The sequence below is a fragment of the Pedobacter sp. KBW01 genome (assembly GCF_003852395.1).
Taxonomy (GTDB): domain Bacteria; phylum Bacteroidota; class Bacteroidia; order Sphingobacteriales; family Sphingobacteriaceae; genus Pedobacter.
Genome location: NZ_QAJQ01000013.1, coordinates 110,336 through 130,977, shown reverse-complemented (window position 1 = coordinate 130,977; position 20,642 = coordinate 110,336). Strand labels below are relative to the sequence as shown.

At 38.2% G+C, this 20,642-nt stretch carries 17 protein-coding genes; all 17 read left to right on the top strand.

The window, feature by feature from the left end; translation table 11 throughout:
* Nucleotides 1–10 precede the first annotated feature (10 nt).
* Nucleotides 11–3,043, top strand: coding sequence for a TAT-variant-translocated molybdopterin oxidoreductase (locus DBR40_RS14825; RefSeq protein ID WP_124560536.1), 3,033 nt, complete (start codon nt 11–13; stop codon nt 3,041–3,043).
* Between the two features lie 26 nt (nt 3,044–3,069).
* A complete protein-coding gene (gene nrfD / locus DBR40_RS14820) occupies nt 3,070–4,542 on the top strand; it encodes an NrfD/PsrC family molybdoenzyme membrane anchor subunit (RefSeq protein WP_124560535.1) in 1,473 nt (490 codons plus the stop codon).
* A 2-nt stretch (nt 4,543–4,544) separates the two neighbouring features.
* A complete protein-coding gene (locus DBR40_RS14815; RefSeq protein ID WP_124560534.1) occupies nt 4,545–5,081 on the top strand; it encodes a DUF3341 domain-containing protein in 537 nt (178 codons plus the stop codon).
* The gene (locus DBR40_RS14810; RefSeq protein WP_124560533.1) at nt 5,053–5,658 is read left to right on the top strand and encodes a c-type cytochrome; all 606 of its coding nucleotides are present in this window, start codon (nt 5,053–5,055) and stop codon (nt 5,656–5,658) included. Before DBR40_RS14815 ends, DBR40_RS14810 begins: the two co-directional genes overlap by 29 nt.
* Nucleotides 5,659–5,674: 16 nt before the next feature.
* Nucleotides 5,675–6,898 (top strand): quinol:cytochrome C oxidoreductase, encoded by a 1,224-nt coding sequence (locus DBR40_RS14805; protein WP_124560532.1) that lies wholly within the window; start codon nt 5,675–5,677, stop codon nt 6,896–6,898.
* Nucleotides 6,899–6,967: 69 nt separating this feature from the next.
* Nucleotides 6,968–8,200 (top strand): cytochrome c oxidase subunit II, encoded by a 1,233-nt coding sequence (locus DBR40_RS14800; RefSeq protein ID WP_124560531.1) that lies wholly within the window; start codon nt 6,968–6,970, stop codon nt 8,198–8,200.
* A 116-nt stretch (nt 8,201–8,316) separates the two neighbouring features.
* The gene (locus DBR40_RS14795; RefSeq protein WP_124560530.1) at nt 8,317–10,104 is read left to right on the top strand and encodes a cbb3-type cytochrome c oxidase subunit I; all 1,788 of its coding nucleotides are present in this window, start codon (nt 8,317–8,319) and stop codon (nt 10,102–10,104) included.
* 81 nt (nt 10,105–10,185) lie between these two features.
* Entirely contained in the window at nt 10,186–11,244 is a 1,059-nt protein-coding gene (locus DBR40_RS14790) for a COX15/CtaA family protein (protein WP_124560529.1), read from the top strand.
* 12 nt (nt 11,245–11,256) lie between these two features.
* Nucleotides 11,257–12,165 (top strand): heme o synthase, encoded by a 909-nt coding sequence (gene cyoE, locus DBR40_RS14785; RefSeq protein ID WP_124560528.1) that lies wholly within the window; start codon nt 11,257–11,259, stop codon nt 12,163–12,165.
* A gap of 15 nt (nt 12,166–12,180) precedes the next feature.
* The gene (locus tag DBR40_RS14780; protein ID WP_124560527.1) at nt 12,181–12,747 is read left to right on the top strand and encodes a heme-copper oxidase subunit III; all 567 of its coding nucleotides are present in this window, start codon (nt 12,181–12,183) and stop codon (nt 12,745–12,747) included.
* A gap of 31 nt (nt 12,748–12,778) precedes the next feature.
* The gene (locus DBR40_RS14775) at nt 12,779–13,486 is read left to right on the top strand and encodes a cytochrome c oxidase subunit 3 (RefSeq protein WP_124560526.1); all 708 of its coding nucleotides are present in this window, start codon (nt 12,779–12,781) and stop codon (nt 13,484–13,486) included.
* A gap of 25 nt (nt 13,487–13,511) precedes the next feature.
* Nucleotides 13,512–13,865, top strand: a complete 354-nt coding sequence (locus DBR40_RS14770; protein WP_124560525.1) for a cytochrome C oxidase subunit IV family protein — start codon at nt 13,512–13,514, stop codon at nt 13,863–13,865.
* Nucleotides 13,865–14,560 (top strand): SCO family protein, encoded by a 696-nt coding sequence (locus tag DBR40_RS14765; RefSeq protein WP_124560524.1) that lies wholly within the window; start codon nt 13,865–13,867, stop codon nt 14,558–14,560. The genes DBR40_RS14770 and DBR40_RS14765 overlap by 1 nt, the downstream gene beginning before the upstream one ends.
* A gap of 77 nt (nt 14,561–14,637) precedes the next feature.
* The gene (locus DBR40_RS14760) at nt 14,638–15,180 is read left to right on the top strand and encodes a DUF420 domain-containing protein (protein ID WP_124560523.1); all 543 of its coding nucleotides are present in this window, start codon (nt 14,638–14,640) and stop codon (nt 15,178–15,180) included.
* Nucleotides 15,181–15,230: 50 nt separating this feature from the next.
* A complete protein-coding gene (locus DBR40_RS14755) occupies nt 15,231–15,881 on the top strand; it encodes an RNA polymerase sigma-70 factor (protein ID WP_233603899.1) in 651 nt (216 codons plus the stop codon).
* A gap of 131 nt (nt 15,882–16,012) precedes the next feature.
* Entirely contained in the window at nt 16,013–16,993 is a 981-nt protein-coding gene (locus DBR40_RS14750) for a FecR family protein (RefSeq protein ID WP_124560522.1), read from the top strand.
* Between the two features lie 16 nt (nt 16,994–17,009).
* Nucleotides 17,010–20,633, top strand: a complete 3,624-nt coding sequence (locus DBR40_RS14745; protein ID WP_124560521.1) for a SusC/RagA family TonB-linked outer membrane protein — start codon at nt 17,010–17,012, stop codon at nt 20,631–20,633.
* Nucleotides 20,634–20,642 lie beyond the last annotated feature (9 nt).

Genomic DNA, 20,642 nt, shown 5'->3' with positions numbered 1-20,642 from the left:
TATAGCTTAAATGGAAAGCAACAAAAAATACTGGAAAGGCTTAGAGGAGTATAACAATACACCCGATTTTGTTAAAAATAACAAAAACGAATTCGCCGAGCCACTTCCAATAGAAGATGTTTTAAATGAAGCAGGGTTAAGTACCGTTACCCCACGCCGCGACTTTTTAAAGGCGTTAGGCTTTGGTTTAGGTGCGGTTACATTAGCTGCCTGCCAAAGTACACCGTTAAAAAAATCAATCCCTTATCTGGTAAAACCAGAAGAGGTTACACCTGGTATTCCTAACTTTTATACTTCCAGCTTCAACGGCCAGAGTATTTTAGTTAAAACAAGAGAGGGGCGTCCAATTAAAATTGAACCGAATCCAAATGCAGGTTTATACAATTGCGGTACGGATGCAAGAGCGCAAGCTTCGGTTTTAGATTTATACGATGTATCTAAACTAAAAGCACCAGCTTTAGTAAAAGGTGGTCAGACTGAAGAAACTACTTGGGCAAAAATCGACAGCTTTGTAAAAGGCGAGTTGGCAAAAGCACAGTCTTCAGGTAAAAAAATCCGTATCGTTGCATCAACAGTAAACAGCCTGTCTACTAATGCAGTTATTGCAGCTTTTGTTGCCAAATATCCTGCTGCTAAACTGGTTCAATACGATGCTGTTTCTTATACAGGTATTATTCAGGCTAACCAAAACAGTTTTGGTAAAGCCGTTTTACCAAAGTATAACTTCGATAAAGCCGATTTAATTGTAAGTTTCAGTGCCGATTTCTTAGGTACGTGGATCAGTGGTGAAGAGTTTACTTCACAATACACTGCTAACCGTAACTATAAATCGTTAGAAAATAAGAAAATGAGCCGCCACATTCAGTTCGAAGGTGGAATGAGCTTAACCGGTACCAATGCCGATACCCGTGTTCCGGTTAAATTATCGGAAGAAGGACCTGCTTTAATTGCTTTATACAATGCAATTACAGGAAGTGCTTTACCAGGTGGAACGTTAGGTAACAATGCAACTGCTGATAAAGTAATTAAATTAGTTGCTAAAGAATTATTACAGAATAAAGGTAAAGGTTTAGTAGTTTGCGGTTCGAACGATGTTTCTACACAAATTTTAGTAAATGCCATTAACGCCGCTATCGGAAGTTATGGTACTACTATCGATTTAGATAACCCTTGTTTCTTATATGCAGGTAACGATGCCGAATTTAATGGCTTAGTTGCTGAAATGGGACGTGGCGAAGTTGGTGCAGTTTTATTCTTAAACAGCAACCCGGCTTACGATGCAGCAAATGCAAAAGCATTTACTGATGCTTTAGCTAAAGTTCCGGCAAAAATTTCATTCTCAGACCGTGCTGATGAAACAGCTACGCTTTGCGATGCAATTGCCATTAACCACAACTACTTAGAATCATGGGGTGATGCCAATGCTTACGAAGGATACTATTCTATCGTTCAGCCAACCATCAACCCGGTTTTCAATAGCCGTCAGGCAGAAGAGAGTTTATTAACCTGGGCTGATGCTCCTGTTAAAGATTACTATCAGTTTGTACGCAGCAATTGGGAAGCTAAAGTATTACCAGCTGCAGGTTTGAAATGGGAAGAGGTGTTAGAAAAAGGTGTAGTTACAACGCAAGCAAAAACTGCAGCAGCTTATAGCTTCACTTTATCATTAGCAGCAGTAGCAACTTCAATTACCAACAGCAGCAAAGCTTTGGCAAAAGAAGTAGAGTTACAGGTTTACGAAAACATCCCAATGCGTGATGGTAAAAATGCAAACAACGCATTCTTACAAGAGTTACCTGATCCGGTTTCTAAAGTAACCTGGGATAACTTTGTTGCCATTGCTCCAAAATTCGCAGAAAAATTAAAGGTTAAAGAATTTGATGTTGTAACTATAAAAGGTAGCAACGGATATTCAGTAGATCTTCCAGTATTGATCCAACCAGGACAAGCACAAGGAACTGCATCTATCGCATTAGGTTACGGCCGTACCAAAACTGGTAAAGCTGGTAACGATGTAGGTAAAAATGCTTTCCCTTTTGTTTCTTTTGTTAACGGAACAATGCAATATGCTACTTCGGTAACCATTACCCCAACAGGCGCTTACTACGAACTGGCTCAAACACAAACTCACCACTCTTTCGAGGGCCGTGCAGTAATTAAAGAAGCTACTTTTAAGGAGTACTTAAAAAATGCTGGTGCTGGTAACGAAAAAGGTGAGCACAAAGACTACGATCTTTGGGATCAATATGAAAAACCAGGTAACAACTGGGTTATGGCAATCGATTTGAATGCTTGTACTGGTTGTGGTTCTTGTGTTGTTGCCTGTAACGTAGAAAACAACATTCCTGTTGTAGGTCGTGATGAGGTTCGCCGTCGTCGTGAAATGCACTGGATCCGTATCGACCGTTACTATAGCTATGAAACCAAAGATGGTGATGTAACGAGAGAGAAAGAAATTGCAAAATTAGAAGACTTAGATCACGTTTCAGTTGTTCACCAACCAATGTTGTGCCAACACTGTGACCACGCACCTTGCGAAACTGTATGTCCGGTATTGGCAACAGTACACTCAAGTGATGGTTTAAACCACATGGCTTATAATCGTTGCGTAGGTACACGTTACTGTGCAAACAACTGTCCATACAAAGTACGTCGTTTCAACTGGTTCAACTACTGGAACGATTCTCGTTTCGATAACTATTTAAATAACGAGTTTACCCAATTGGTTTTAAATCCTGATGTAACTACACGTTCAAGAGGGGTTATGGAAAAATGCTCTATGTGTATCCAACGTATACAAGGTGGCAAATTACAAGCTAAACTGGAGAAACGTCCATTAAAAGATGGCGATATTAAAATGGCTTGTCAGGAAGCTTGTTCAGCAAATGCAATCGTATTTGGTGATGCAAACGATCCAAATTCAGAGGTTTCAAAAGCATTACGTTCTGAGCGTATCTACTACGTATTAGAAGAAATCAATGTGAAACCAGGTATCGGCTACATGACAAAAATTAGAAATACAGATACAACAGTACAAGCGTAAGCTTTAGTATAAAGAAAATACAAATTATGTCAGGACATAACGAATCAATACTTAGAGAACCATTAATTACCGGCGATAATATCACGTATGCAAAAATTACGGACGATATTTTGATGCCAGTAGAAAATAAGCCAAACAAAGCTTGGTGGATTGGTTTCATCGTTGCCTCATTAGGTGCTTTACTTTGGGTAGTAGCTGTAAGTTACACCTTCTGGAACGGTATCGGAGCATGGGGTTTAAATAAAACAGTAGGTTGGGCTTGGGATATCACCGGTTTCGTATGGTGGGTAGGTATTGGTCACGCCGGAACACTAATCTCGGCTGTACTATTACTTTTCCGTCAGAACTGGCGTAACTCAATTAACCGTTCGGCAGAGGCGATGACGATCTTCGCCGTAATCTGTGCCGCAACTTACGTAGTATCGCACATGGGACGTCCATGGTTAGCTTATTGGGTTTTACCTTTACCAAACCAGTTTGGTTCACTTTGGGTGAACTTTAACTCACCATTGGTATGGGATATGTTTGCAATCTCAACTTATTTCTCTGTATCATTATTATTTTGGTATACAGGTTTATTACCAGATATTGCTACCATTCGCGACCGTGCAGTGGGCACACGTAGAAAAATCTATTCTATCTTCTCTTTTGGATGGAGTGGAAGTGTTAAAACATGGCAACGTTTCGAAGCTGTGTCGTTAATCTTAGCAGGTATTTCTACACCACTTGTACTTTCGGTACACACCATTGTATCAATGGACTTTGCAACTTCGGTAATTCCAGGATGGCACACTACCATCTTCCCTCCATACTTCGTAGCGGGTGCGATTTTCTCGGGCTTCGCGATGGTGTTAACCTTATTATTAGTTGCACGTAAAGTATTGGGCTTAGAGAATTATATCACCATGTTCCACATCGAGTCGATGAATAAAATCATCATCCTAACCGGATCAATTGTAGGTGTTGCTTATTTAACTGAGTTCTTCATTGCCTGGTATTCAGGTTCAGAGTACGAGCAGTATGCCTTCATCAACAGATCTACTGGTCCATACTGGTGGTCTTACTGGATGATGATGACTTGTAACGTAATCTCTCCACAATTGTTATGGTTCAAAAAGATCCGTTTAAGCATTAAAGCTACCTGGATTTTATCAATCGTAGTAAACGTAGGTATGTGGTTTGAGCGTTTCGTAATTATCGTTACTTCATTACACCGCGATTATATTCCATCGAGCTGGGCTATGTTCTATCCAACCTGGGTTGATATCAGTGTATTCGTTGGTTCGATCGGACTATTCTTTACCTTATTCTTATTGTTCTTAAGGGTATTGCCATCAATCGCTATCGCAGAGGTTAAATTATTATTAAAATCTGCAAGTGAGCAAGCTAAAATGAAACAGATTAAAGAAGGGCATGAGAATAAAGAATACGTTGCTGAGTACGTAGAGTCTTTAGAAAAATTTGATAGTGTTAAACAAGAAGATTACGCAAAAATATAACAATGAGTGATATCAAATATATTTTAGGCAGCTTTGGCGATCCTGACGAAATGATGCATGGCATCGAAAAGCTTCAGGAAAATAACATCAGTATCCATGATGTATATACCCCAATGCCTATACACGGAATAGAAGCCAAATTAGGAATTAAAAGATCTAGAATCGATATCGCGGCATTTTGCTTTGGTATTACCGGTACTTGCTGTGCATTCGCTTTGATTTATTTCTGCGCAGTTATCGATTGGAGAGTAAACATAGGTGGTAAACCATCATTTGCATTGCCGGATTTTATTCCGATAATGTTCGAGCTTACAGTATTATTCTGTGCTTTCGGTATGGTGTTAACTTACTATGCTTCTACACACTTATTTCCAGGAAGAGCACCAAGAGTGATGGATTTACGTGCTACTGATGATCGTTTTGTAATTGCAGTTGATGCAAAAGATAACACGGCACATACTGTAATTGATGGATTATTAAAAGATGCAGGTGCTTTAGAAGTAAAGTATAATGAAAGGAAGTACATTAGCTATGAATAAGAATAAATTTGTTTACACGGCGTTTTTAGCTATCGCTTTTGCAGCTACCTTTTCTGCTTGTAAAGATAAACGCAGTACTGGCTTAGAATATGCCAGAAACATGTATGATCCGATTGCTTACAATCCGGATCAGCCAAACAAGAATTTTAAAGATGGTAAAACGGCACAATTGCCACCAGCACATACTAAACCGGTAGGTTTTACCGAGTATGATGAGTTTCCTAATACCCTTGAAGGATATCAGGCAGCAGGTGTGAGCATGGTTAACCCTTTACCTGTTGATACTTTAAATTTAGCTCAGGGCCAGCATTTGTTCGACGTTTTCTGTAGCCCGTGCCACGGAACAAAAGGAGACGGACAAGGACACCTGGTTAAAATTGAGAAATTTAGTGGTGTACCTTCGTACTTCTCTGGAAGTTCATCAAGAGGTGGAGATATGAAAGCGCTTACCGCTGGTAAAATCTACCACACCATTACCTACGGTGTAAATAATATGGGCTCGCATGCTTCACAAATTTCTCCGACTGATCGTTGGAAAGTAGTGATGTATGTTCAGGAATTACAAAAACAACAATAAGTAAAGCAGAATATAAATGGGAACTCACAATATTAATTTTAGTGAACAGTTTGAGTTTACAGGAAAAGTAAAAACCCTAAGTATAGTTGGTATCGTTATTGGTATTGCAGCTGTAGCCTTCGGTTTCTTAGCTGGCGATAAAGTAATGCACGAGCGTACTTTTGCCAACCTGTTGCTTATGGCATATTACTTTGCATGCGTTTGTATGTCGGGTACATTTTTCCTTGCTGTTCAATATGTAGCGCAGGCTGGTTGGTCTGCATCTATTTTACGTGTGCCACAGGCTATGGCAAAAACTTTGCCTATAGCAGCTGTAATACTTGTTGTAGTTATTACTGCAGGTTTATTTACACATAACTTATACCACCACTGGAACGCTGAAGGATTAACTGATCCAAACAGCCCACATTATGATTCGATCATTGCAGGTAAATCGGTGTTCCTGAATGTGCCTTTCTTTTTAGGTCGTCAGGTAGTTTTCTTGGGTGTTTACAGTATTTTTTCGATGCTTTTTGTTAAACTTTCTTACAACGAAGATTTAGCGGGTGGTTTAAATTCTTACAGAAAAAGCTTCAAAAATGCTTGTATCTTCTTAGTAATTTACGGATTTACAACACCAATTTTTGCTTTCGATACCGTGATGTCGTTAGAGGCACACTGGTTCTCAACCATGTTCGGTTGGTATAACTTCGCAGCAATGTGGGTAAGCAGTTTAGCAACTATTGCCATTATCCTGATCTTATTAAGAAGAGCTGGTTACATGCAATGGGTTAACAATAGCCACTTACACAACTTAGGTCAGTTTATTTTTGGTTTCTCTATTTTCTGGACTTACGTTTGGTTTGCTCAGTTCTTATTGATCTACTATGCAAACATGCCTGAGGAAACCGTGTATTTCTTCAAACGCTTTGAATATTACAAGTTCTGGTTTTTCTTAAACCTTGCAATGAACTTCTTAGCGCCAGTGTTATTGTTAATGGATAGAGATAACAAAAGAACCGATGCCAAATTATTATTCGTTTCTATCGTGGTATTGTTAGGTCACTGGGTAGATTACTACCAAATGATTATGCCAGGTGCAGTAGAAGATGGCCACAACGGTTTCGGAATTGTTGAGATCGGAACTGCAGTAGGTTTCGTAGGATTGTTTACCTTTACCGTTTTATCGGCATTGAGTAAAAAACCTTTGATTGCAAAAAATCACCCATTATTACAAGAAAGTTTGCATCATCAACTGTAATGATGATAAGATAGAGCAAATATTTAGTTATTATTATAATTAGCAGTACAGCGTACTACTTTTAAGAAAATGAGTTTAAGAAAGTTTATAACGAATAAAACGACCGCAGCTTTAGCAGTATTACTTACTGTTTTTGCAAACACTAGCGTATTTGCGCAAGATGCAGCAGCAGGTGCTGCCGCGGCACCGAAGGTTGATATGGGCGAGGTTTATAAATCGGTAATATTTTATATACTGATTTTCCTTGCCGTATGTTTATTCATTGCAATTATCGGTAAATCGATAAGGGTATATGAATTAAGCCGCGAAGCACAAGGTAAGCCTGTAGGCATTAACTGGAACAGGGTACATGCAAGTTTATTTGCCTTGTTTTTAGTGTTAGGTTTATATGGTGTATATTGGGAATATACAGTGCACGGTGCAATGTTACTTCCAGATGCAGCATCAGAACATGGAAAGAAAATAGATGAGATGTTCAATTTAACATTGATCATCACCACAATTGTGTTTGTGTTAACACACATCTTATTATTCGGATTTTCTTATATCTACAAATATTCTGCAAAAAGAAAAGCTTACTATTATCCACACAACAATACTATCGAGAAAATCTGGACTATCGTTCCGGCATTGGTATTAACAGTATTGGTGTTAATGGGTTTCTTAACCTGGAGATCAATTTTCTTCAAAGTTGAAGATCCAAATAACAAGCCATTACAAATAGAAGTGACATCTGAGCAGTTTAAATGGTCTATCCGTTACCCTGGAGCTGATGGTGTTGTAGGTACTAAAAACTACAAATTAACTACAGCTACCAACCCATTGGGTATCGATTTTAAAGATCTAAACTCTCGTGATGATGAAATGGCTGATGAAATGGTTATTCCGGTAGGTAAACCAGTTAAGTTAATCTTAACGAGTAAAGATGTAATTCACAGTTTTTACATGCCACATTTCAGGGTTCAGTTAAATACTGTACCAGGTATGAAAACTTACTTTGAGTTTACACCTACTAAAACGACTGCAGAGATGCAGCAAGAAACAAACGATCCTAACTTTAAGTACCTTTTCTTCTGTGCTAAAATTTGCGGTGCTGGTCACTACAACATGCAAAAAGTGGTACGTGTAGTTTCTGAGGCTGACTACAAAACCTGGATAGCTGAACAGAAAACATACTTAAACGATGATTTAAGAAAACAATTTAATTTGCCAGTGGCACCTGCACCTGTAAAAGCAGTAGCAGATTCAGCAGCTACAGATTCAGCAGCTGCTAAAACTAACCAAATGGCTTTAAATAAATAATATTAAGCAGGAGCGAACGAATTATGTCAACAATAGCATTACACGACGAACACAATCACGATCACGCTGATCATGGGCATCATAAAGAGACTTTGATTTCAAAGTATATCTTTAGTATGGATCATAAAATGATTGCCAAGCAATTTTTAATTACCGGTATTATTATGGCGGTAATAGCAATGGGCTTATCCATTTTATTCCGTATTCAATTGGCATGGCCAGATCAGAATTTCCCTTTCTTAGAAACATTTTTAGGTAAATGGGCTGAAGGCGGTCGTATTAAACCCGATTTTTATCTGGCATTGGTTACCATTCACGGTACCATCATGGTATTCTTTGTACTAACAGCCGGATTGAGTGGTACATTTAGTAACTTATTAATTCCTTTACAGATTGGTGCACGAGATATGGCTTCGCCATTCTTAAACATGCTTTCATACTGGTTCTTCTTTATGGCCTGTGTGATTATGATGTCATCATTCTTTATTCAAACCGGACCAGCATCTGGTGGATGGACTGTTTATCCGCCATTATCTGTTGTAGCTAAGGCTATGCCAGGTTCGGGTCTTGGTATGACCTTGTGGTTAATCAGTATGGTACTTTTCGTAGCATCATCATTAATGGGTGGTATTAACTATGTAAGTACAATCTTAAATATGCGTACTAAAGGTATGGATCTTTGGAAAATGCCATTACCTATCTGGGCATTCTTCTTAACTGCTATTCTGGGTATCTTATCATTCCCTGTGTTAGTTGCAGGTGTGGTGTTAATGATATTCGACCGTAGTTTCGGAACAAGTTTCTACTTATCTGATATCGTAATGGGTACCGATATTTTACCAAACGAAGGTGGTTCGCCAATTTTATGGCAACACTTATTCTGGTTCTTAGGTCACCCTGAGGTATATATCGTAATTATGCCGGCTTTAGGTATTTCATCTGAAGTAATCTCAGTGAACTCACGTAAACCAATCTTCGGTTACCATGCAATGGTTTATTCACTAATTGGTATTACCGTATTATCGTTCATCGTATGGGGTCACCATATGTTTGTTACCGGTATGAACCCGTTATTAGGAGGTGTATTTATGATCACTACCTTAATCATTGCGGTACCATCGGCAGTAAAAACATTTAACTACCTGGCTACTTTATGGCGTGGTAATATCCGTTTTACTCCAGCCATGTTATTTGCTATTGGTTTAGTATCATTCTTTATCTCTGGTGGTTTAACCGGTATCTTCTTAGGTAATGCATCTTTAGATATTAACTTACACGATACTTACTTTGTAGTTGCCCACTTCCACCTGGTAATGGGATCAGCAGCAATTTTTGGTATGCTTGCAGGTGTTTATCACTGGTTCCCTAAAATGTTCGGTAAAATGATGAATGCTAAATTAGGATACTTACACTTCTGGTTAACTTTCATTGCTGCTTACCTGGTATTCTTCCCACTTCACTTCTTAGGTTTAGATGGGGTACCACGTCGTTACTATGCATTTACTGAGTTCGAGTTTATGAAAAAATGGTTAACGGTAAACGTATTTGTTACCTGGGCTGCTATTATGGCTGCATTAGCACAAGTTGCGTTCTTATTTAACTTCTTCTACTCGATCTTTAAAGGTAAAGTTGCTCCTCAAAATCCTTGGGAAGCCAATACATTAGAGTGGACTGCACCAGTAGAGCACTTACATGGTAACTGGCCGGGAGAAATTCCAACTGTTTACAGATGGCCTTACGATTATAGTAAACCTGGACATGATGCAGACTTTATTCCGCAAACGGTTCCTTTCTCTCAAACCATGAGCTCTAACTTACCTCACGATTTTGAAGGAAATGCTGAAGCAGAAAAAATTCAGCAAGATTGGGAATTAGCTAATCCTGTTGAAGAAAATAAGGGCTAGTTTAAGCTTTAAATAAAATTTAGAAGGGGTATCTGATTAAGTTTCTGCTTATCCGGATACCCTTTTCATATTAATAGATATATGGTCAGCGGATCAGAACAACGTTTCATTAAAATTAATCTTATAACCATCGTAGTTACGTTATTGGTTATACTTGCCGGTGGTATTGTACGCAGTACAGGATCTGGCATGGGCTGTCCGGATTGGCCAAAATGTTTCGATCGTTATATTCCACCTACTGATGTATCGCAGCTTCCAGCCAACTACAAAGAAAAATATGTTGCTGGCAGACTTAAGAAAAACGAGAAATTTGCCAAATACCTCGAAAGTATGGGGAAGGTGGCGCTGGCTGATAGCATCAGGCACGATCAGAGCATTACCGTACCTGAGGAGTTTAATCCAACAAAAACCTGGACCGAATATTTGAACCGTTTGGCGGGTGTAGCTGCAGGTATCTTTTTGCTGTTAACAGCCATTTGTTCTTTTACTTATAGAAAAACAGCAAAGCGCATTATTGTATTAAGCATCCTTAATATTTTTGTGGTAGGCTATCAGGGTTGGTTGGGATCTATTGTAGTTTCAACTAATCTGGCACAATGGGTAGTAACGGTACACATGTTATTGGCACTTGTTATTCTTGCCATTTCCATTTATACTTATAATTACGCCAAGCAGCTCAATAAAGCACCTTCGGTAATTATGTACCGCATATTATGGCTAAAAGGATTTTTGTTCTTTACGTTAATCATTAGCCTTGTACAGATAGTTATTGGTACTGATGTAAGGGAAGCGATTGATGTAATTGCAAAGTCGCTTGCTTATGGTGCTAAAGATACATGGATTTCGAAGGTTGGAAGTGTGTTTTCTTATCACCGTGATCTGGCTATACTGGTGGTGGTAACAAACGGTGTTGTTTATAAAATGGTTATCGACCGTTTTAGTGGTAAAGCAGCCCCACTGTTAACAGCCAGATTTATTTTAATTACGCTCTTGATTCAATTATTAAGTGGTTTAGCTTTGGCATACATTGCTTTTCCGCCGGTAGCACAGGCATTACATATTTTGTTTTCTACGCTACTATTTAGTTTACAGTTTTACCTGTACTTGTTGGTTTACCGCACCAGTACATATAAACAATAATATTTAAGGGAATTGAAACAATATATTTCAGATTTTTCTAAACTCATCAAATTCAGGCTATCGTTTACGGTAGTGTTTTCTGCATCGATCTCTTTTCTGATTGGGCAGAAGATGCAGGTAGGTAGGGGGCATATTCCCAGTATAGATTGGGGAAATTGGTTGATTTTAATTGCAGGTGGTTTTTTGGTAACTGCAGCCGCCAATACTTTTAACGAGATTATTGAAAAGGATCTGGATAAGCTGATGTCGCGCACTAAAGACAGACCGATGCCTGCAGGTAGGATGACTACAGGGCAAGGATTGATTTTGGGTGTGTTTATGTCTTTTGTTGGTACCTGGTTGCTGGGTAAATTGAATTTAGAAACTGGTTTATTATCGGTATTCTCTATTTTATTATATGCTTTTGCTTACACACCATTAAAACGGAAATCGCCAATAGCAGTTTTTGTTGGTGCTATTCCGGGCGCATTGCCGCCACTTATTGGTTACCTGGCCGCATTTGGTAGCTTAAAAGCCGAAATGTTCCATGAAATAGATTATTACATTGCCGGTATTTTGTTTCTGATCCAGTTTGTATGGCAGTTCCCACATTTTTGGGCAATTGCATGGGTACTGGATGATGATTATAAAAAAGCAGGATTCAGGTTATTGCCTACTAAAAAACGTGATAAAGCAACAGCGCTACTTACATTTTTGAGTACTTTGATTTTAATACCTGTAAGTTTACTGCCAACCTTTTATGGCTTTGGTGGTTATTATATTGCAGGCTTATCGCTAATTGCCGGATTTATTTTCAGCTGGTTAGCTTTTAAACTTTTAATGAGCAGAGAAATGATTGACGCCAAGCGCGTGATGTTCTGCTCGTTTTTTTACATACCCGCTGTACAGCTGGGTTTATTATTAAATTTTATAGCAAAATAACTGATGGTTATCACAATGGAAAAGATCCAGGATACATTTGATCCAAAACCCAGAAAGTTTATTGTTTGGTTATTCGTAGTATCATCTACCATTATGTTTGGGGGCTTTACCAGTTACTATCTGGTATTTGCCGCATCTAAAGGTAAAGGGCATGGCTTAATATTGCCCGATGCATTTATTTACTCGAGCATGGTAATTTTAGCCAGCAGTATTACTTTATTTTTAGCAGCCAGGGCCCTAAAGAAGCTTAATTTCAGTTTACAACGTAACCTGCTTTGGGTTACTGTAATATTGGCCATTACTTTTGGTGTAATGCAATTTAATGCCTGGGGCAGTATGGTAAGAACTGGTGCTACCCTGGTGGGTAACAACGCCGCAATTTCTTTTATCTACGTAGTATCGGGCATGCACCTTTTGCACATTATTGCAGGTATAGGCTTTATTATTAATGCATTAATTGGCAGTTATAAAAATATTCCTGCTGCTAAAAGCCAGTACAGAATGGAAATTGCTTCTATTTTTTGGCATTTTATAGATATCCTATGGATATATCTATATGTTTTTTTACTTTTGAACCGTTAAATTTGTTAACAAACTATTATACTATTTCCAAATGAATGCAGTATCACAATTAGATCAAGTTAAAACCGGACCATGGAATGGTGGTCGTTCTCCGTGGTCGGTAGAATATGGTAAAATCATGATGTGGTTTTTCCTATTATCAGATGCTTTTACCTTTTCATCATTATTGATCTACTACGGCGCTCAGCGTTTTTCTAAATTAACATGGCCAGATCCTGATTTGGTTTTTCAATCTATACCAGGTATAAAAGATACAGGTGCACCACTAGTATTTGTGGGTATCATGACTTTTATATTAATTCTTAGTTCGGTAACGATGGTTATGGCTGTTGAGGCTGGCCACCGTAGGGCAAAGAAAGAAGTAATCTGGTGGATGGTAGCTACTATCATTGGTGGTTTCATGTTCCTGGGTTGCCAGGCCTTAGAATGGTCTCACTTACACCATGAAGGTTTCTGGTGGGGCAAAATTCCATCTTCTGAAGAATTGAAACACTTATTTGACGGCCCGGTTTCTTTAGTTGCTGCACAGCAATTTGCTAACTTATTCTTCACTATTACAGGTTTTCACGGTTTCCACGTATTTAGTGGAGTAATGATCAATGTAATTATTCTGATCATGACTATTAATGGTACTTTCGAAAGAAGAGGTCACTATTTAATGGTTGAGAAAGTTGGTTTATACTGGCACTTCGTAGATTTAGTTTGGGTGTTCGTATTTACATTCTTCTATTTGGTTTAATTTATCATATTATAAAAATATTTTTATGTCAGAACACGCACATACAACAGAAGGCCACGAGCATGGAGAACATGCAGGCATGAATAAAGCAAAAATCTGGAAAGTAGCTGGTATTTTATCGCTAATTACAGCTATTGAATTTATCATTGCACTTTGGGCAATTCCTGGTGGTCATATCCCACAACATATAGGTAACTACATCTACATTGCATTAACGTTAGTGAAAGCATTTTATATTGTAGCCTATTTTATGCACTTAAAGTTCGAAAAATTAGGCCTGCAACTTGCACTTACTGTTTCATTCATTTTCATTATTTACTTTATTGTTTTAATGCTAATAGAAGGTGGGTTTTTAAACCTGCACATGATGAGTCATTAATGAAAAGAAGTCCTATAAAAAAGGTATTAATCCTGGTAAGCATTTTAGCTATACCGGGATTTTTATTTTTTTACTTATTGCCACACTTTGCCAAAAACAGGTATAAGAGTTTACCAATCTATGGTGAAAAGGTTGTGGCTGCCACCTTCCACAGTGTAAAGGGAAAGAAAATTCCGGATACGATTTACCATCAAGTCCCCAATTTTAAACTCGTTAACCAGCATAACGATACCATTAGCTGGAAATCGTTCGAGAATAAGCTTGTGGTGCTTAACTTATTCCACACAGGAGCCACCAATCAATGGGCTAGCAAATACATCAAACAACTATCTGATGGTTATGAGCAAAAGCCTTTGGTTAAATTTCTAAGCTTATCAGTAGATCCGGCCGATCAAGGTAAGATAAAGGATTTTGCTGCTGGTTTTAAAGCAATAGAGGGTAAATGGGATTTTGTAGCCGGAGATACAGCTCAAACTTATCAGCTGATTAAAAAGGGGCTGTTACTCGATGTAATTGAAGATGATACCAGGGCCAAACCTACATTCATTTTTAGTAACAAAATTTTACTCATTGATAACCTGCATCGTATTCGCGGTATTTACGAAGCCGATAATCCAGAGGCCAATGCCAGACTCGAAGATGAAATCAAAGTATTGATAGCCGAGTATTTGAGGAATATTAAAGACGGCAGGTAAATAGTCCGGAGTACAAAGTGCACATGCTATAATCTGGTTATCGAATAATTATAAAATATAAAAGAGAATTAAAACTCATGGAAAATAGCCCAATTGAGAAAAAATATAACAAATGGATCATTATCCTATCCATTTTCATTCCTGTAGCTGTAGCCTTTTTATTTGTTGTAAAATTGAAAGATTTAGGTATTGATGCTCCTGCACTACCTTTTTTACCTCCTATATATGCAACTATTAACGGTATAACGGCGCTCTTGCTGGTTGTAGCTGTTTGGGCAATTAAGAACGGAAAGGTTACGTTGCATCAAAACCTGATGAAGATGGCTATTGGCTGTTCTTTATTGTTTTTGGTAATGTATATTGCTTATCACATGACTACCCCATCGACCAAATTTGGAGGAGATGGAACAGTAAAATATGTTTATTTCTTTATTCTTTTAACGCATATTCTGCTTTCAATTGCTATTATTCCTTTGGTTCTGGTTACCTATGTAAGGGCATTGGCAGCGCGTTTTGACCGCCATAAGAAAATTGCCAAAATTACATTCCCTTTATGGTTATACGTGGCTATAACAGGTGTGGTGGTGTACCTGATGATATCGCCATATTACCAATATTAACCTAATCCGTTAGTTTAAAATTCATTTCTTGTATTAATAATTGCACAATATTGTGTATAATTGGTTCGGTATTAAGTGTTGGAAGCAATTATGTATTAATGGATGCTGCAAAAATAGAAACAGGAAGGGATTTGATCTCGTTAATAGAAAGGGGACATAGCGCTGCCTTTACACGTTTCTACACTTCTTATTTTCAGAAACTTATTCTGGCTAGTGATAAGTACATTAGCGATATTCATACAGCTGAGGAAATTGTGCAGGATATTTTTCTTAAAATCTGGGAATTTCCTGATAGCCTTACTGAAGTTAAATGTGTAAAATCATATTTATACCGTTCGATTATAAATGCGTCTATTAATTTTGCCAACCGCCAAAAAAACCTGGAGCAACATCATTTAAAATTAGCTGCCGAGTTTTCTGATGGGTACTTCACCGATCTGGATGAAGAAAATGAAATGATCATTATTTTACGCGATGAAATAGAGAAACTACCTGCCCAATGCAAAAAAGTATTTAAACTGAGCAGATTTGATAATTTTAAATACAGGGAAATAGCATTGGAACTTAGTATATCGGAAAAAACGGTCGAAAACCATATCGGTAATGCACTTAAAACTTTAAGAAGCAAATTTATAGACGACCCTGCTTTAAATAGAAAAGCGAAAAGTTATTTAACCGTAATGGCACTTTATTTATATTAATTTTTTGATTTAAAAAGTTGTTTTTAGCCTATTGCAGATGGATTTTTTAAAATATATTTATTTTTTTGAGATTTATTTAGGGGTTTTTATGGTTTGGTTTGTCTTTATATTATAACTCCAACGAACTAAAAATGCTTAACCAATCAGAATACCTGGATTTAATTGTCCGGTATTTAAACAATCCGCAGGATGAAACTACCCGTGCTGCAATAGATACTTACCGGTCAGCATCTGCTGAAAATGAAGCATATTTTCGTGAAATGTCGAGGGTATGGGATTTATCTGCAAGATCTACTTCCTTAAACAGGATCGATACCAGGCAGGCGGAAGCCAATTTTAAACGCGAATTAAAAAAGCATACTTATAAACCTTTTACAGGCTTTATCTGGTTTCGCAATATCGCTGCTACACTAGTTTTGCTCGGAGCCGGGTATTGGTTTTATAGCCTGAACAATAAGCAGGTTTACCTTACCCTACAAACTGGAGCAAGCCAAAAAGATTCAATTCTGCTGGTTGATGGTTCGAAAGTTATTCTGGCAGAAAATACCTCTGTTAAATATCCTAAATCCTTTGCCTCATCATCCCGTGAGATTTATTTAATCCAGGGCAAGGCTTTTTTTAAAATAGCTAAAGATCCAAAGCGTCCTTTCAGTGTATTAATGGGCCAATCGAAAGTTAAAGTGCTGGGTACATCATTCAACATTAATTATTCGCAAAATAAAATCGATCTGGATGTGAAAACCGGCAGGGTATTGTTTTCGCCTTACACCAATGGTACATCATCCATTTTAGTGGCCGGGCAGGCTTTATCTTACAGCATTTCGAACAGGCAGTTTACCACCCGGCTTTCGCAAAATGCAGATGCATGGCTAAGCAACGAACTTGTATTTGTAGATACACCTTTAGAAGAGGTATGTAAACAACTCAGCCGTTACTATCAAAAGAATATTCTTTTAGAAACCAACCAGCCACTTGTTAAAAAGTTCAATGCAACATTTAAAGACAACAGTTTGTCAGAAGTTTTAGCTGTGTTAAAAGAAACCTATGGATTAAAGATTACTATAAATAAAGACACAATCACTTTAAAGACACCGTACACACAAATCAATTAATTAACTAAAATCAACTATGGAGAAAAAATTCTACCAAAGAAATGCTGGAATGAGTTTGCGCCAGCTGGCCTTGCTGGTATGTGCAATCTTTTGGGCAGTTTTGGCCAGGGCAGATGCAAGGCAAGCCAGCGGGAAACCCGAAAGGTTGGATAACTACCTGAAAAAAATTGAGCAGGCTTATAAAGTAAGTTTTGTTTATGATGCTGCTGAGATCAATAAAACTATGGTGCTCGATGTGCCATCTAAGTTATCTTCGATAACAGAATCACTTGATCAGCTTAAACAAAAAAATATCTCTTACAGGCTTGTTGGCAACCAGGTAATTTTAAAGGTTGTTGAGGTACCTAAAAGTAATGCGAAAAAAGAGGTAACCATAAAAGGTATTGTACGCGATAAAAAGGATGGTACGACCATGCCAGGTGTAAGCGTACGCGAAAAAGGTGCAACCAATGCGGTTTCAACTAACGCGCGTGGCGAATACCAGATTACCGTTAAGGATAATGCTATATTATCTTTTGCATCTGTTGGTTATAAAACCGTAGAGGTATCGGTAGCTGGTAAAACAGTAATCAACGTGAGCCTTGAAGAAGATTCGAAAGAACTGGGCGAGGTAAACATTGTTTCTACTGGTTACCAAAACCTGAATAAAAAACTATTTACCGGTGCGGCAACTGCCTTAAAGGGAGCAGATGTTAAACAGGATGGTATTACCGATGTAAGCCGGATGCTCGAAGGTAGGGTAGCAGGTGTATCGGTACAAAATGTTTCGGGTACTTTTGGTGCAGCACCTAAAATCCGCGTACGTGGAGCAACTTCAATTACAGGCGAAAATAAACCGCTTTGGGTAGTTGATGGTGTAATTCTTGAAGATGTGGTTAACATTTCTAACGAGCAATTATCATCAGGTGATGTAAGCACTTTAATCGGATCGTCAGTTGCCGGTATCAATGCCGATGACATTGAGAGCTTCAATATTTTAAAAGATGCTGCAGCAACGGCGCAGTATGGTGCAAGGGCGATGAATGGTGTGGTGGTAATTACTACTAAAAAGGGGCGTGTAGGTAAAACTTTAATTTCTTATACAGGTAACTTTTCTACTTATTTAAAGCCTACTTACGATAATTATAATATCATGAATTCGTCCGATCAGATGTCGGTGTATTCGGAGTTGGCACGTAAAGGTTGGTTAAACCACTCTAGTGCATCAAGGGCTACCGATGGTGGGGTGTATACAAAAATGTATCAGTTGATTAATACTTACGATGCAACATCGGGTGCATTTGGATTGGCTAATACTCCAGAGGCCAGAAATACATTTTTATCACGTTATGCTACGGCAAATACGGATTGGTTTGATGTACTTTTTAAAAACTCGCTGTTGCAGGAACATGGTATCAGTATTTCATCAGGAACAGATAAATCGCAGTTATATATTTCTACAAGTTACTTAAACGATAACGGTTGGGCGGTAGGTAATAGCGTAGAGCGTTATACAGGTAACGTAAACGCTGTATTTAACCTTTCTAACAAGCTTACCCTTAACTTTATTACTACAGGGTCTATCCGTAACCAAAAAGCACCCGGAACTGTCGGCAGGGTGAGTAACCCGGTTGAAGGAAAATATTCGAGGGACTTCGATATCAATCCATTTAGTTATGCTTTAAATACCAGCAGAACCTTAACCGCATTCGATCAAAACGGAAACCGCGAAAGTTTTACCAGAAATTTTGCCAATTTCAATATTTTAGATGAGCTGGATAACAACTCATTGGATTTGAGTATGCTCGATTTTAAACTTCAGGGAGGTTTAGGTTATAAATTTACCAAAAACTTTAAGTACGACTTTCTGGCTTCGATGCGTTATGTGAAAAGTGGCAATGAACATAAAGTAAGAGAAAACGCTAATATGGCCAATGCCTACAGGGCCAATGGCGATTCTTATATTCAGGATAATAACCGTTTTTTATTCCGCGATCCGGCTCACCCCGAATTACAACCGGTTGTAGTACTTCCGTACGGTGGTTTTTATAATACTACCGACGATTTCCTTAAATCGTACATGGTTAGGAACTCACTAGAATATGATAAGAACATTAACGATAAACATTTCATTAATGTTTATGCTTTCCAGGAAATGCGCATGGCCGACCGCCAGACCAGAAGCATGATTGGTTATGGTTACCAGTACGATAAGGGAGGTGTACCTTTTGTAGATCCAAACATTGTTAAACAGTCGGTACTTAATAACCTGAATTATTATTCAATGAACCACCGTTACGACCGTTTTGCTGCATTTATGACAAGGGCTGCTTACTCTTACGATGGTAAATATTCGTTTAACGCTACCGGCAGATACGATGGTTCGAACCAGTTGGGTAGCTCAGCTACAGCAAGGTGGTTGCCAACCTGGAACGTTTCTGGTGCCTGGAACATTGATAAAGAAAAGTTTTTTGATAACGATAAGCTTACTAAAATCTTAAACCGGGCTACCATACGGGCTACTTATGGCTTAACGGCCAGTTTAGGTAGCGCTACAAACTCGGCGCTGGTTTTAAGAAATGGAAGTGCATTAAGACCATATACCAGCGAAACCGAATCGGTGATGAATATCGAGTATATTGAAAACAGAGATTTAACCTGGGAAAAACAATACGAAACCAATATTGGTGTAGACCTTGGCTTTTTTAAAGATAAGTTAAATTTAACAGTTGATGTATACAATAGAAATGGTTTCGATTTAATCAGTCCACTAAGAACTTCGGGTATTGGTGGGCAGTATTTAACCACGGCTAACTATGCTGATATGAATTCGAAAGGTATTGAGGTAACCTTAAGCGGACCAATTATTAAAACGGAGGACTGGAACTGGAAGAGTAATTTAAACTTTGGTTACAACAGAAACAAAGTAACTAAACTCTCAAGCCCACAAAATATATTTAGCCTGGTAGCGGCCGATGGTGGTCCTCAGCAAGGCTATCCATACCGGGGTCTATATTCAGTTGATTTTACTGGCTTGAACCACGATACTGGTATCCCTGAATTTATCAATGAAAAAGGTGAGAAAAGTACCAATGTTTATATGCAGAGTTTAGAAACCAAATACCTGAAATATGAAGGTCCCACAGATCCGAAATTAACAGGTGGTTTTTATAATAGTGTAAGTTACAAAGGCTTTACATTGGGTTCGTTATTTACCTTTTCGGCCGGAAATAAAATCAGGCTGAACCCGATATTTGCCACTTCTTATTCAGACTTGGATGCATTGCCGAACGAATTTAAAGACAGGTGGACTTTACCTGGCGATGAGCTGAAAACCAATATCCCTTCAATTCTGGATATAGAAGCTGCAGCTAAAATAAGTGGAACATATCCTTACAATACCTACAACTATTCTACAGCTAGAGTTGCTGATGGTGGTTTTATCAGGTTAAAACAAATATCTCTTTCATATGCACTACCTGCAAAAATCCTGAAAACTATTGGCGCAAACAACGCATCAATCAGTGCTGTTGCCAATAACTTTTGGTTAATCTATTCGGATAAAAAGCTAAAAGGACAAGATCCTGAGTTTTTTGCCTCAGGTGGTGTAGCCTTGCCAATTCCAAAACAGTATACACTTTCGCTAAAAGTTGGATTCTAATTTAAATTG

Bases quoted from the DNA above. Each gene is read 5' to 3' on its own strand.
- DBR40_RS14810 (WP_124560533.1), top strand. From the start codon at position 5,053: ATGAAAGGAAGTACATTAGCTATGAATAAGAATAAATTTGTTTACACG.
- DBR40_RS14770 (WP_124560525.1), top strand. From the start codon at position 13,512: ATGTCAGAACACGCACATACAACAGAAGGCCACGAGCATGGAGAACAT.
- nrfD (WP_124560535.1), top strand. From the start codon at position 3,070: ATGTCAGGACATAACGAATCAATACTTAGAGAACCATTAATTACCGGC.
- DBR40_RS14790 (WP_124560529.1), top strand. From the start codon at position 10,186: ATGGTCAGCGGATCAGAACAACGTTTCATTAAAATTAATCTTATAACC.
- DBR40_RS14760 (WP_124560523.1), top strand. From the start codon at position 14,638: ATGGAAAATAGCCCAATTGAGAAAAAATATAACAAATGGATCATTATC.
- DBR40_RS14750 (WP_124560522.1), top strand. From the start codon at position 16,013: ATGCTTAACCAATCAGAATACCTGGATTTAATTGTCCGGTATTTAAAC.
- DBR40_RS14795 (WP_124560530.1), top strand. From the start codon at position 8,317: ATGGATCATAAAATGATTGCCAAGCAATTTTTAATTACCGGTATTATT.
- DBR40_RS14745 (WP_124560521.1), top strand. From the start codon at position 17,010: ATGGAGAAAAAATTCTACCAAAGAAATGCTGGAATGAGTTTGCGCCAG.
- DBR40_RS14800 (WP_124560531.1), top strand. From the start codon at position 6,968: ATGAGTTTAAGAAAGTTTATAACGAATAAAACGACCGCAGCTTTAGCA.
- DBR40_RS14765 (WP_124560524.1), top strand. From the start codon at position 13,865: ATGAAAAGAAGTCCTATAAAAAAGGTATTAATCCTGGTAAGCATTTTA.
- DBR40_RS14780 (WP_124560527.1), top strand. From the start codon at position 12,181: ATGGAAAAGATCCAGGATACATTTGATCCAAAACCCAGAAAGTTTATT.
- DBR40_RS14805 (WP_124560532.1), top strand. From the start codon at position 5,675: ATGGGAACTCACAATATTAATTTTAGTGAACAGTTTGAGTTTACAGGA.
- DBR40_RS14825 (WP_124560536.1), top strand. From the start codon at position 11: ATGGAAAGCAACAAAAAATACTGGAAAGGCTTAGAGGAGTATAACAAT.
- DBR40_RS14775 (WP_124560526.1), top strand. From the start codon at position 12,779: ATGAATGCAGTATCACAATTAGATCAAGTTAAAACCGGACCATGGAAT.
- DBR40_RS14815 (WP_124560534.1), top strand. From the start codon at position 4,545: ATGAGTGATATCAAATATATTTTAGGCAGCTTTGGCGATCCTGACGAA.